General features: G+C 49.6%; 11 protein-coding genes. 4 read left to right on the forward strand and 7 right to left on the reverse strand.

Features of this window, described 5'->3' with window-relative positions:
• Positions 1-239: integrase core domain-containing protein (locus tag C557_RS22710; RefSeq protein WP_018749752.1), on the forward strand; the 239-nt coding region annotated here is incomplete at its 5' end.
• Positions 240-373: 134 nt separating this feature from the next.
• On the opposite strand, the gene mutY is transcribed toward C557_RS22710, so the two are convergent.
• Positions 374-1,606: an A/G-specific adenine glycosylase gene (gene mutY, locus C557_RS0100010; protein ID WP_018749753.1), complete on the reverse strand. Its 1,233-nt coding sequence runs from the start codon at positions 1,604-1,606 to the stop codon at positions 374-376.
• A 12-nt stretch (positions 1,607-1,618) separates the two neighbouring features.
• Positions 1,619-2,017: a holo-ACP synthase gene (acpS, locus tag C557_RS0100015; RefSeq protein ID WP_018749754.1), complete on the reverse strand. Its 399-nt coding sequence runs from the start codon at positions 2,015-2,017 to the stop codon at positions 1,619-1,621.
• Between the two features lie 257 nt (positions 2,018-2,274).
• Between acpS and C557_RS0100020 the strand changes: the two genes are divergently transcribed.
• Positions 2,275-3,177, forward strand: coding sequence for an AraC family transcriptional regulator (locus C557_RS0100020; RefSeq protein ID WP_018749755.1), 903 nt, complete (start codon positions 2,275-2,277; stop codon positions 3,175-3,177).
• A 929-nt stretch (positions 3,178-4,106) separates the two neighbouring features.
• Here the strand turns inward: C557_RS0100020 and C557_RS0100025 are convergent.
• The 5 genes from C557_RS0100025 to C557_RS0100045 form a co-directional block, all read right to left on the reverse strand.
• Positions 4,107-5,432, reverse strand: a complete 1,326-nt coding sequence (locus C557_RS0100025; protein WP_018749756.1) for a family 43 glycosylhydrolase — start codon at positions 5,430-5,432, stop codon at positions 4,107-4,109.
• 26 nt (positions 5,433-5,458) lie between these two features.
• Positions 5,459-7,237, reverse strand: coding sequence for a glycoside hydrolase family 2 protein (locus C557_RS0100030; protein ID WP_040676290.1), 1,779 nt, complete (start codon positions 7,235-7,237; stop codon positions 5,459-5,461).
• 393 nt (positions 7,238-7,630) lie between these two features.
• Complete coding sequence (locus tag C557_RS0100035; RefSeq protein WP_018749758.1) at positions 7,631-8,554, reverse strand: ArsR/SmtB family transcription factor; 924 nt, start codon at positions 8,552-8,554, stop codon at positions 7,631-7,633.
• 197 nt (positions 8,555-8,751) lie between these two features.
• Positions 8,752-9,561, reverse strand: a complete 810-nt coding sequence (gene nadE / locus C557_RS0100040) for an ammonia-dependent NAD(+) synthetase (RefSeq protein WP_018749759.1) — start codon at positions 9,559-9,561, stop codon at positions 8,752-8,754.
• 178 nt (positions 9,562-9,739) lie between these two features.
• Positions 9,740-10,174 carry a BrxA/BrxB family bacilliredoxin gene (locus C557_RS0100045; protein ID WP_018749760.1) on the reverse strand — a complete coding sequence of 145 codons (435 nt, stop codon included), beginning with the start codon at positions 10,172-10,174 and terminating at the stop codon, positions 9,740-9,742.
• A gap of 294 nt (positions 10,175-10,468) precedes the next feature.
• Between C557_RS0100045 and C557_RS0100050 the strand changes: the two genes are divergently transcribed.
• Both C557_RS0100050 and C557_RS0100055 read left to right on the forward strand, forming a co-directional pair.
• Positions 10,469-11,737, forward strand: a complete 1,269-nt coding sequence (locus C557_RS0100050; protein ID WP_018749761.1) for a BaiN/RdsA family NAD(P)/FAD-dependent oxidoreductase — start codon at positions 10,469-10,471, stop codon at positions 11,735-11,737.
• Positions 11,738-12,638: 901 nt separating this feature from the next.
• Positions 12,639-13,106 carry a MarR family winged helix-turn-helix transcriptional regulator gene (locus C557_RS0100055; RefSeq protein WP_018749762.1) on the forward strand — a complete coding sequence of 156 codons (468 nt, stop codon included), beginning with the start codon at positions 12,639-12,641 and terminating at the stop codon, positions 13,104-13,106.
• The last annotated feature ends 85 nt before the right edge of the window (positions 13,107-13,191 follow it).

Here is a 13,191-nt window from a genome sequence, read left to right on the forward strand (position 1 = left end):
TGAAGGCCAGCATGAGCCGCAAAGGCAACTGTTATGATAATGCTTGTATAGAGTCTTTTCATAGCATTCTGAAGAAAGAGCTGATTTATTGCAAGCGATTTAAGACCAAGCAACAAGCCTACGATGAAATCTACCGCTATCTTGAGTTTTTCTACAATCGCAAACGGATCCACGGTTCACTAGGCTATTTATCACCGGTTCGTTTTGCTGCGCAGTTCAATAAGAGAAGAGTCGGTTAAAGAGTGTCCACTTTCTTGACAGAGGTCCAGATTTCCCTTTAATTCGAGTTTCAGGCCTGATATCAGCCAATTAGCATGACTATCTCCCGCTAAATTTATAAATCATAAGGTCTATTAAGCCAGGCCACCACTAGTTACTGAAAGTAACTGTTTAATATTTTCAGGAATACATTAGGAAAAGCCAGCTTGTCCATGTCCTGCCGGGTAATCCAACGATATTCGCCCGTGCCATCAGTATTGGCAATGCCACCAGTATCGCCAGCCGTCTCGTATTCGGCTGCACTCTCGGCAACGGCGGCCACTTGCACAAAGCCGCCAGCGCTGGCGCTGCTGAGCGAAGCCGCGTCCGACACGCCGCGGCCTGCTGTAGCTCGGACCTCCGCCGCCGAGAACCGAAAAACGCGGAGGTTCCAATGGATGTGGCTGAACGTGTGCTCCGCGTTCATCATCGCCCCTTCCGGCCTGGCGGGAAATCCCGCCCCGGCCAGTTCCGCGGCCAGGCGGTCCATCGCCGGGCCGTCCGGCAGTCCGGCGCCTTCGCCTGCTACGGCGCCGGCCGGGATATGCGGCAGCTCCCACATGCGTGCGAGCAGCCCCGTGTCCGGCCGCTGGCGCACAAGCACGCGCCCGGCCAGTTCGCCGCCGCCTTCCAAGACGGCGGCAAGGCGGTACTCCGGTCGCGGCGACTTCGCTTTGCTCTTGACTGGCAGGCGCTCCTCCGCGCCCTCAAGCCGGCCGGTACAGCGGGCCATGACCGGACAGATCAGGCATTGCGGCGACTTGGGTGTGCAGATTAGCGCACCCAGCTCCATCAACGCCTGATTGAAGTCCGAGGCCCGCCCCTGCGGGATCAGCTCCGCGGCCAATTCCTCCATCAGGGTGCGCGTTCCCGTCTTCATGATATCCTCTTCAATCATGAAGTAACGCGACAGCACCCGCATGACATTGCCATCCACCGCCGGCTCCGGGCGGTTAAAGGCAATGCTCAGGATAGCCCCCGTCGTGTAGGGGCCAACCCCCTTCAAGGCGGATACCTCCACCTTGTTATCCGGCACGACCCCGCCGTGCCGTTCGACAACCTGCCTGGCCGCTGCTTGCAGATTGCGGGCCCGGGAGTAATAGCCGAGCCCTTCCCAGCACTTCAGCACATCCTCCTCCGGCGCCTCCGATAATGCCGTTACCGTCGGAAAACGCTCAATAAAGCGCTGGAAATACGGAATGACCGTATCCACCCGTGTCTGCTGAAGCATGATTTCCGAAACCCATATATAATAGGGATCGCGGTGTCTGCGCCAAGGCAGATCCCGCTTCGCCCCTTCGTACCATATCAGCAATTCTGTACTAAAGAAAACCTTGCTCTCCTGCATCCCGCTCTCCTTCTATTCCACGCGTTCCACAACAGCAAATGCCGAAGCCAACTGCCGTTCATGCGTAATACTCAGATGTATGACACAGCGTCCGGTCCCCTGCTTGTCCAGCGCCAGGCGATCCCAGGCTGCTGCTGACAGCGTGACGGACGGACGGCCCGTTCGATCTGGCAATATCTCCATATCACCAAAGCCAAGAATACCGCCAATGCCACAGCCAAACGCTTTACTGAGCGCTTCCTTGGCCGCAAAGCGTCCCGCCAGAAATTCAGCAGGGCGAGCGACTTGTCCCGGCAGCTCCAGCTCGGCATGTGTTAAAATCCGTCGACGCAAACGTTCGCCTGCCGCTCGGTTCAGCATGCGCTGAATACGTTCAATTTCCACAACATCATGTCCTACTCCAAGAATCAAGGCAAATCCCCTCTTCCTTCTTCACCCGGCCCGGGCTTCTTCCTTGCAAGCCATTGCCATTTCCCATTGTAACAGGGAAAGACCCCGGGCGCGAATATGTGATACAAAGAGCAAGCATGATCAAGAAACTGCCGCTATACTGGACTATACTAAGCTTAAAGTTAACTTAAACAAATGTTCAAAAAGTCAAAACTTGTAATGAAAATGAAAAGATGACTTTCTGAACTACCTCTCATTGACCGGTCTGGAGGAATGGCATGAACCAACTCACTATCATTCAACAAAGTGTAGACTATATCGAAGCGCGGCTCGGCGAAGAGCTTACGTTAGCGGGGGTGGCCAAGGCTGCGGGATATTCGGATTATCATTTCCACCGTACCTTTCTATATTTCGTCGGGGACACGATGTCCTCCTATATCCGCAAGCGGAGACTCTCCAGAGCGGCCGAGCTATTAACCGGGTCTGAACTGAAAGTACTAGACATCGCTTTGAGCTGTGGCTTCAGTTCCCACGAGGCCTTCACCCGGGCATTCCGTAAAATGTTCGGTAAATTACCGACCGAATGCCGCAAGCAAGGCCACCTGCCCTGCATTGTTTCCAAAGCCAATTTACTGCGCAACATAAACACCCCAATAAACTACGATCGGAGAGATTATGACATGCAATATCGTATCGAGTCATTGCCAGCCATGCACATTATGGGCTATTCCATGAAGACAACTACCGTTGAAGGGGAAAACAGCACAGAGATACCCGCCTTCTGGCAGCAATATATTCAGGAGCAATGGGGAAAAACCATACCAGGCAAGACAAATCCCAATGTCGAGTTAGGCATATGCACTACATTAAATGAGGACGGCTCCTTCCTCTATATCATCGGCTTTGAAGTCAGTGAATCGACCCCTGTTCCTAAGGGGTTGACCGAATACACTATTCCGGCGACGACATATGCCATCTTCACGACACCTCCGGCCAACCAGAGCGAATTTGTCGCTTCCATTCAGCAAACCTGGGATGATATCTTTACCAACTGGTTCCCTACATCAGGCTACGAGCAGGTAGCTGCTCCGGATTTTGAATGGTACGACGAACGGAGCTGGCCGAAGGAAGGTAGACAAATCGACATCTATATTCCTGTTCAGCCTGTATCCAAATCATAATAAAAACAGCAGCCGTCTCTATGGACTAAGCTGTTTGCGGAAGGAAGGACCTTTCTCAACAGTCTGAATTTCTCAAATTAGCGGGAAATTATCCATATAAAAATCGCTTTTAGAGTGATAAAATAGTATTATAGGGAATTCCTCCATATAATCTGGACTAAAGCGCCGAAAAATGGCCTGAAGCACAGATTTATAGGGAGGTTTTCCAGTTATACCTCAAAATCCAGCATTTTCGCATAGATTAGCGGGAGAATTTCCCACTAGTTGTGCATTTACACTCAGCTTACTTGTAACGACCCGGCCACAGCAAGTACAGATCTTGCAAAGGCACGAGCTTCTTCCGCTTCTTGAATCTCATTTGGTCTCACTTAACCTTCACTTGACTCTCACTCGGCTATCACTTGGCTCCTTGACTCTCACTTGGCTCCTTAACTCTCACTCGACTCTCACTTGGCTATCTCTTAACTCTCACTTGACTCTCACTCAACTCTCACTTGGCTCCTTGACTCTCACTTAACTCTCACTCGACTCTCACTTGTATGTTCTGTTATTCACCAGATATAAATTGACCTGTTACTCAATTTATTTTACTCCCCTCCAATGAGCTGTTACATAAGAAAAACATCTATTGATGTACTCTCTTTGAAGCCAGGCCACGTTAAGCGGCAATTTTTCTTGCGATTATAGAATTGTTCAGCTCCGCTGAAAGCTTACAAATTCTATAATATTCAAAAAAAGCCAGTGTCAGGAATTTTTGATAACCTGCCTGCACTGGCTTCTTAATATGAAAATGTATTAAAATTCAATATTTCCAAATGGCCCATCACCCCTCATGGGCGACAGTAGTTCCGCAGTTCATCCCGCCGACATCGGCCTCGGAACTGGTGAGCATTTCATCCTCCAATCATACCAAGTGCCCAACTCTCAGCTCATCTCGGCTTGATGTCAAAACAGTCTACTTCCCCATATCCCTCTCCCTTGGAGAAGCGAATGGTATTGGTGCCTGCTGTAAGGTGAATCGCAGCCGTCGACACTTCCCAGTTCTCCCAGCCCTTATGAGTAATGTAGAACGGACTGGCGGGAGCGGAATTAACGCTGAGCATCAGATGCGACCATGAGGCACCAGCGGTACCGTTGGCCGTTCGGGCCAGCAATACATATTCACCCGCCACCGCAACCTCAATCTCGAACTGCACATAGCTTTCCGGCGTATCAATATGGCCTGCCTTTTGACCTCCGGAACCGTTTGGACTTCCCGAAGCATATGCCACACCGGCAAAGGTGCCATGTTCTCCCTCATACCTCACACGCGAGCCCTCGCCTGAAGGCAAGGCAACCGGTGCATTCGGATTTGCTGGCTCCCCCAGGTTCGGCGTACCATCAGCATGCCAGGTGAATTTCTGCAACCGCACCTCGCGATTCCAGCCTGCTCCCTGGTTTTTGGCGACATGATAGACAATCCAATCCTCTGTACCGTCAGGCGACTTCGTAAAAGAATGATGGCCCGGCCCGTACAATCCGTTGCCCGACTTGAAAATTGGCTGGCTGCGCTTGTGCCATGAAGTCGGATCAAGCAGATTTGCCGAGACATTGGCTGTCAACAAACCCAGACAATAATCATCCGTCCAACTGCCGCTAGCAGAGTACACCAGATAAATCCGGCTCCCGCGCACGACAACCTGCGGCCCTTCATTAATGAGTGGGGAATGATTGGTCTCCCACGCAAGGGTAGGGCGCGAGATTTCCACTCGTGCAGAATCGATGGTCCACGGGTTGCTCATATGAGCGATATATAATTGCTGACTGACATTAACATCCCCTTCCCAGCCGGACCAGATAAAATACAATTGTCCATTCACCTGTAATACCGTGCCATCGATGGCCCATTTATTGGTCGCATCGGTAATTTGCCCTTTATCCTGCCATGTGCCTTGCAACGGATCGGCGTTGGTATTCTCCAGGACGTACATACGATGATTGGCATTGTCCCCGTCATCCTTGGCATAATACGCATACCACGCCCCGTTAACATAGTGAAGCTCGGGCGCCCAAATATGTTGTCCTCCGGTTGGAATGGCCCGGGTCTGACCTGCATCCAGATCAGTCAAATGCCGGGATTTCCAAATCGTTACGTTATTGCCGGTCGTTTTGGTGAAATAGTAGTATCCGTCCGTGTGCTTATACACCCATGGGTCAGCTCCGTTCTGTAGCAGCACATTGTAAAAGTTTACGACTTTCGTCCCGGCTATTGCCATTATCGCAATCCCGCCTTTCGCAAATGTTATGCTCCGGTCATGATCTTGCGAATATCCTCAAGCAGCGCCTTTGGCACCCGGTCATACGTCAGCAAGCCGTTGATTTCCTGCTCCACATCCGTCAATTGGGTATAGCAATAACCCTGAATGATCGGGGAAGAGAACATCGGGTCCACCACAGCCTTAAGCTTGCGAAGATAGTCTTCTTCATTGTCCGCGCCAGAATATCCCCAGCCCTCCCAATCACTTTTCTTGAAGGCAATGCCGCCAAATTCAGACACGAGGATGGGTTGACCCTGATAGGATGCTCCACCGACAAAGATTCGACGGTTCGCCGGCATGGCCTCGACTGCTGTTTCCGCAGCCCTGTATCGTTCCTCCAGCACTTCCTGGCGGCTCTCGTAATCGTGAATCGTGACCAGATCTGTAAGCATATGCTCCCACCCGTCGTTATATACGACCGGACGGGTCAGGTCCAGTGATTTCGTCAGATGATACATCGCCAACCCATGCTGCTGTTGACGCTGATCGATCTGCACATTTGGCACCCCCCAACTCTCGTTGAGCGGTACCCAAGCTACGATGCAAGGGTGGCTGTAATCCCGCTCCATAATCTCGATCCATTCCTTCGTAAAACGGCGAACATACTGTTCGGAATATTCATAAGCATTCGCCGCCTCACTCCAGACCAGCAAGCCCAGCTTATCGCACCAATACAGAAATCTCGGATCCTCCGTCTTCTGATGCTTTCTGACACCATTGAAGCCCATTTCCTTGGTCAGTTCCACATCGCGCTTGATGTCTCCATCCGCAGGAGCTGTCAGCAGCCCTTCCGGGAAGTACCCCTGGTCCAGTACAAGCCGCTGGTAATAAGGCCGGTTGTTCAAGGACCACTTGCCATTCTCAATCGACACCTTGCGCATGCCAAAATAACCGGACACCTCATCGATGAGCTCGCCCGCTTGCACCAGGCTGTATTTTATGTCGTACAGGTTGGGATGCTCCGGGCTCCACAGCCGTCCATGTCCGTGATCAGTAAAGTCACTCAAGCCGATGGTGCGAGTCTGCTCAGCACGCTTTACCGCGTATTCATCCTCGGCCACTATCTCTCCCTGAAACGAAATCTGCACTCGCAATTTTAGGTTGGAATCGCCCCCGTTAGGCAAGCCTTCTATAAAAGTACGCAAACAAATTTCATTGTGATCAATATCCGGGGTAAGCATCACTTTGCTCAAATGAATGGCAGACACCGGCTCCAGCCAGACGCTTTGCCAGATCCCCGTCGTCCGTGTGTAGAAGATGCTGGCTGAATTCTCCAGCCAATACTGCTTGCCCCGTGGCAAGGTTACGTCTCGGCTGTAATCCTGCGCCCGCAGCACAATCGTATTGCTCCCGGCCTTCAGGAGCGGTGTAATATCTGCCTGAAAGGGAGTATGACCACCTTCATGGATTGCTGCCAATTGACCGTTCACCCACACTTTGGCCCCATAATCAACGGCTCCAAAATGCAGCACGGTTCGTTTGCCACTCCACTTCTCAGGGACCTCGAAGGAACGGCAGTACCATACAATGTCATGGAAGGAAGGATCAGCTATACCGCTCAGCTTGCTTTGAAAGGTAAAGGGAACTGAAATTTTCTGTGTGAATGGAGCAGAGCCCCCCTCCAGATACCAGCCTGCCTCCTCGCCTTCATCGGTATCGTCAAAATGAAAATCCCATTGTCCATTCAAGCATAACCAATCCTGACGCACAAATTGAGGCCTTGGATATTCTGTACGCAGGACTGTCACATCATTAGATTTCATTGTCACTGTTATCCACTCCAATGCTTAGTTTATTTGGAATAGTAAAGCGCTTAGCCTTTGATCGAACCAGCGTCCCCCCTGTCAGCAAACCTGAAATCCCATTCCCCATTCAGATCAACCCAAGCCATCAAACTGCGGCCTTGGATAATCCTTGATATACGCTTCTGTTGTCATGTAGTCTCTAATCTCCTTCACAAAATAATTAATTAATTACAATTATTTCGTATTTAATTAAGATACTACCCGTCGTCTATTTTATTGTCAACGCTTTCTTTTATATTTATTGTTTCTTTACATACAAAAGAAGCCTTTCTTTATTCTTCGATTCAGAAGATAGAGAAGGCTTCCTTCTAAGCTATTGAAGCTGGCAACCAGACTAGGCTGTCGCGGTCGTCAATCATACTCCAGTCGCATGATAATCCCTTGCGGGTAATCGCCAAACCCTTTGCCAAACAAGTTGAGTCCTCCCTGGTGCTTCGCATCAGGCTTGAGTCCAATTCGAAACGTAATGAACGGCTTGGTGTCCAAACGGAGGTCAAACAACGTGACATCCGAACACTTCTCCTTGTCAATCGTGCTGCGGTTCATATCAATGGACCATGTCTTAAGCAATCCGTGCTGGGTACTGTTGTCATACCACCACGAAGGGTTCAGCTTCCCCCTGTGATCCCCGAAATCACCGGGAGATATCCATGACCCGATCTCTACATCATTCACCCAAACGGTTATTTCAGAGGGCCAATCATTGTTGTAGTTGGGCGCTTCCGAGCACAATTCCAAGGAGAACTCCAACGAACGAAGCCTTGCCCCGTCAGGGAATTTACGCGGGAAGCGATATTCAATCCAACCTTTGCGAAGCCAGATAAGCTCGGCACTTCGACTGTCAGGATGATAGAAGTTGTTCGGATCATCCTCCTGGAAGATGATTCCTGCCCCATTTGCCATGCCACAGGTCGGTACAATATCGAAATCGATAAAATTCCCGATGGGCATTTCAACTTCCTGCACCTTGCCACGATTGTGATCATACGCGCTCGGGTTCAAGATCATGTGCACATCGTCAAAATTGCGGCTGCATACCTTCATGGCTCCACGGGTTGCCGGTTGAAGTTCGGTGACGATCAATTCGGCATCCTCAAGCACCTTAACATTATTGGCCGCCGTAGAGACCGGGATATCAAGCTTCTCGGCAATTTCCAGCACATTCATATTGGGCTTGGCCAACAACAGCTTAATTATCCCGATTCGTGTATGCGTACTCAGCGCATGCGCTACCTTGACCAAGCGGTCAGGATCATTAATAGACAGTTCCAGCATCTATTGTCCACCTACTTATCATCTTATAAAGGTTGTTTAAAAAGTCAGCTTTGGCACTGCGGAAGCATAAGCCTAGACGCTAAAAGTCTGTCTTTCTTGAACTCACATTTATTACAATAAAATAAGAATAAAACTTATAAAAATTTATTTTTATTGTAACAAAACAAGTTTGCCACATTTTTGTGGTGTGTTCACCTTTAAATGCCGGGAATTGGGTTGCGTTTATGCTCAGTACGTAAATAGAAAGATTCCAGGCGCTCCTTGACGGCCGGATCGATCTCTTTTCCTTCGAGATAGTCGCTGTTGTCATCATAGCTGATGCCCAGTTCTTTCTCGTCGGTCTGCCCTTCCCACAAGCCAGCGGACGGAGCCTTGTCCAGAATGCTTTGCGGTACACCCAGATAAGCGGCAAGCTGCCGAACCTGACGTTTGTTCAATGAACTGAGCGGCGTAATGTCAACCGCCCCATCGCCCCACTTCGTATAGAAGCCCGTAATCGCCTCGGAAGCGTGATCTGTACCGACCACGATTAGATTAAATTCAAAAGCCAATGCATATTGCACGACCATCCGCGTCCGCGCTTTAACATTGCCCTTGCCTTGGTGGCTGATGTGACGAGGCTTGCCGATTTTCTTGAAGCTATGCTCCACTTCCAGGGCAATCTCATTTACGGCCTCTTCAATATTGGTCTCTGCCGTATGCTCCAGACGGAAGGCCTTGGCTACCTCGTAGCTATGCTCAATATCCTCTTGTTGCCCATAGGGCTGGAATACCCCTAGCGTCATGTAAGGCTGGCCAGACTCTGAGGTCAGTTCATCCGTAGCTCGTTTGCATAATGCAGCAGCTACTGCGCTATCAATGCCGCCGCTAATCGCAATCAGCAAACCTGTTGTGCGAGAGGATTTAACGTACTCTTTTAGAAAATTCACCCGTTTGCGGACTTCCTCCTCCACATCAATGACAGGCTTCACGCCCAGGCGTTCAATAATTTCCTGCTGTAAACTCATCTCTCTCAACCCCTCCAAATTTTTATTTGCTTTCAAACAAATGCGCTTTCAAACAAATACGCTTGCAAAAAGTCAGGTTGGAATGACCTTTTTTAAAAAATGTAAAAAGCGCCCCGGACGTACCGGTAAGTTACCGTTACTTCGGGGCGAACCTGGGCTCACCGTTTCAATCGCCGCCTTATCGGCAGAAGCGGTCAAATGCCCCGGTAAGTTCGGCAGCAATCTCCTCAGCCGAGCGGTCTTCAATTTGGTGGCGCTCGATGAAATGCACCAATTGTCCATCCTTCATTAAAGCAATAGATGGCGATGACGGAGGATACGGTGCAAAATATTCACGGGCCTTCGCTGTAGCTTCCTTGTCCTGCCCGGCAAATACGGTGAACAGATGGTCCGGCGTCAAATCATGGCCCAACGCCTTCGCAACGCCCGGACGGCATTGGCCTGCCGCACAACCGCACACCGAGTTGACGACAATCAGTGCCGTCCCTTCGGCCCCAGGCACCTTCTCCTCCACCTCTTCCGGCGTACGCAATTCCTGAATACCCAATACCGTTAACTCATCTCTCATCGGTTGAACCATATCACGCATATATTGGTCAAATGACATCGACATTTTCCAATCACTCCTTAGGCATACTTAAATGACGTATAAGCCGCTTTAACAGCGTCTTTTGCCATATCAATTCAATTATACATTTCTAGCAACGGATAGCAACTCTGCCACCGATATGTAAGCTCTAACATTGAAGGAACGCATCATTTATCGCTATAATAGAAGCTTGCTGATTGAGCAATACATTAGGGAGCCGCGTTTCAACAAAACATCGCCCATAAGCGGGTAGTACAGATATTGCATAACACGATGCTTAAACGTGCCGAGCAAGGTACAAATAAAGGAGAGAAAAGGATGAAAAAGGTCGACGTCATCGTTATTGGAGGGGGTCCCTCCGGTCTTATGGCTGCTATCGCGGCCGCAGAGCAAGGTGCAGACGTTGCGCTTCTGGACAAGGGGGATAAGTTGGGTCGGAAGCTGGGCATTTCCGGTGGCGGCCGTTGCAACGTAACCAATGCCAAGGAAATCGATGAGCTAATCACATATATTCCAGGGGGTGGACGGTTCTTGTATAGCGCCTTCTCTCTATTCAACAACCGGGACATTATTGCTTTCTTCGAGGGGCTGGGAATTGCCCTGAAGGAAGAGGATAACGGGAGAATGTTTCCCGTGTCCGATAAGGCCAAATCCGTGGTCGATGCCTTGATTGGCAAGGCTCGTTCCCTAGGTGTCCATCTGCTTGTCCATCATCCTGTCAAGGAAATCCGCTACGGTGAGGGAAGAACTTTGGGTGTTGCCCTGGAAGGCGGCAAATTTATGGATGCTCGGGCCATCGTTGTCGCTACAGGAGGGAAATCTGTTCCGCATACCGGCTCTACCGGAGACGGTTATCCTTGGGCGCAGCAGGCTGGTCACACCATCACCGACCTGTATCCCACCGAGGTACCGATTATATCCCGCGAGCCGTTCATTCAGAGACGGGAGCTGCAGGGTCTATCCCTCCGGGATGTCCGCTTGTCCGTATTGAACCACAAGGGCAAGACCGTCGTAAGCCATAGGGGAGATATGCTATTCACTCATTTCGGCTTATCCGGCCCTATTGCCTTGCGTTGCAGCGGCTTTATTCGGAGCGTGAAGCAGAAAAATGGAGGACAAGATGTCACTATGAGTCTTGACCTGTTCCCGGATCAGAGCCCTGACGAATTGGAGCAACACTTGAGGAGGCTGGCGGCGGATGACCCCAAGAAGGCACTCAAGAATGTCTTGAAAGGAACCCTGCCCGAGCGACTGCTCCCCTTGCTGTTCGCCCGCGCCGGGCTTGCCCCAGAGACAACCTTCGAGCAATTGCCCAAGGGTCCGTGGCAAGCATTTATTGCGGAATTGAAGGCATTGAGCATCAAGGTATCCGGTACCCGTCCCTTTGAAGAAGCCTTCGTGACCGGAGGCGGTGTACATCTTAAGGAAATTGATCCTCGGACCATGGGCTCCAAGCTGATGGAAGGTCTGTATTTCTGCGGAGAGATTCTCGATATTCACGGCTATACGGGTGGATACAATATTACTGCCGCTTTCACCACCGGCTTTACGGCCGGGCACCACGCAGGGCAAGCGGCCTTGAATTAAAAGCTTTCAGCAGCAACACAAGGATATTAAAAAAATTTCAAATAGAAGCATTTACTATCACGTTACGTGATACTATCTTATAAACATTGCACGTACCCCAAGAATTCACTGAATACCGCTGGTTCCCAGGTTCTGTTCGGGGATTCCTCTTCTTAATTATAGGGAAAAACTTAGAATGTTGAGAAAGGGCGTAACGTAACATTTTTATGGAGAAAAACCCTTATGGGCTAAGGGCTCTTCTATCCGAAATGTACGGAAGACCAACTTTCTCAACAGTCTGAAAAACTCCCGTTAAATGGCTCAAATCCGTCAGAAATCGAGATTTATATGGATTTCCTCATGCTAATCATTATGAAATGATTGATTTTTGGAAAAAAACCCAAAATTAACATGATGATTTCCTGTTATATGTGATATTTAGTGAAATATAGGCGAATTAGCATGAGGATTTCCCGTTAGAGGTATATTCGTTTTTTGCATTGCTCCCGAAGAATGGATCATGTCAACCTCTGGTTTTTGTTTTGATCCCCAAATAAAGCGGGATAGATTGAACGGCTTACTTAGCCGTAATATAGCTAGCAGAGAACGTCCAAACGGGCGCCCTCTTTCAGATAAGCGGCTTTGGGAGTGGAGATTTCTCCATATACTCGAAGCCGCTTTTCTATATTCATAGGGGCCGGTCACCAAACAGTGACTGCTTGGTATAGCTGATGTTCTAAGGTTATATCACCGTCCGATCAGCAGTCCGATTTTTACTCCCTTAAAAAATCAGCAAATATTTACATTAAATAAACTGCAAATTGTGATAAATTATATTTTTTTTAATTCTGCGGTGCATTAAGATTACAATAATTCCAACAAAGTTCAATTATTCACAAGTAAAATATAAGGCGGGATGCACATGTTAAAAACCGAAGAACGCGGGACAGATTTATCCTTGCATTTGTACAGAGTCTTTGCCAAATCCTTTAAGAGCGTTAACGAGCACGCGGTTACGGGAAGTAAAATACAAGGCTTTAATCCTACTGCATTTGCGGTACTGGAGGTTCTTTATTACAAGGGGTCCCAACCGATTCAGCAAATTGGCGCCAAGCTGCTTCTTCAGAGCGGCAACGTTACCTATGTCATCGATAAGCTGGAGGCGGCCGGTCTTTTGCACCGTACCCCTTGCCCACGCGACCGCCGCGTCATCTACGCCGAGTTGACTCCGCAAGGACAAGAATTGATGAACCAGCTCTATCCGGAATTCTCCGCCCGCATCGATCATGCGCTCAGTGGCCTGACCGATGAAGAGAAGCAAACGATGATCGAACTGCTGAAGAAGATGGGACGAGAGGCCGAGAAATTGGCTCCGCTTCTGCGGAAATAAACTGACAGGCACTGATGTTTCACTGAAAAACACGGAGGCTGTTCCCCCTTCACTCTATAGTGATTGGGGGAACAGCCTCCTGTGC

The organism is Paenibacillus sanguinis 2301083 = DSM 16941, assembly GCF_000374825.1.
GTDB classification, from domain to species: Bacteria; Bacillota; Bacilli; order Paenibacillales; family Paenibacillaceae; genus Fontibacillus; species Fontibacillus sanguinis.

What these genes read in the sequence shown, in the direction of transcription:
- C557_RS0100050 (WP_018749761.1), top strand. Translation starts at nt 10,469, where the DNA reads ATGAAAAAGGTCGACGTCATCGTTATTGGAGGGGGTCCCTCCGGTCTT.
- C557_RS0100030 (WP_040676290.1), bottom strand. Translation starts at nt 7,237, where the DNA reads ATGAAATCTAATGATGTGACAGTCCTGCGTACAGAATATCCAAGGCCT.
- C557_RS0100055 (WP_018749762.1), top strand. Translation starts at nt 12,639, where the DNA reads ATGTTAAAAACCGAAGAACGCGGGACAGATTTATCCTTGCATTTGTAC.
- nadE (WP_018749759.1), bottom strand. Translation starts at nt 9,561, where the DNA reads ATGAGTTTACAGCAGGAAATTATTGAACGCCTGGGCGTGAAGCCTGTC.
- C557_RS0100045 (WP_018749760.1), bottom strand. Translation starts at nt 10,174, where the DNA reads ATGTCGATGTCATTTGACCAATATATGCGTGATATGGTTCAACCGATG.
- mutY (WP_018749753.1), bottom strand. Translation starts at nt 1,606, where the DNA reads ATGCAGGAGAGCAAGGTTTTCTTTAGTACAGAATTGCTGATATGGTAC.
- C557_RS0100035 (WP_018749758.1), bottom strand. Translation starts at nt 8,554, where the DNA reads ATGCTGGAACTGTCTATTAATGATCCTGACCGCTTGGTCAAGGTAGCG.
- C557_RS0100020 (WP_018749755.1), top strand. Translation starts at nt 2,275, where the DNA reads ATGAACCAACTCACTATCATTCAACAAAGTGTAGACTATATCGAAGCG.
- C557_RS0100025 (WP_018749756.1), bottom strand. Translation starts at nt 5,432, where the DNA reads ATGGCAATAGCCGGGACGAAAGTCGTAAACTTTTACAATGTGCTGCTA.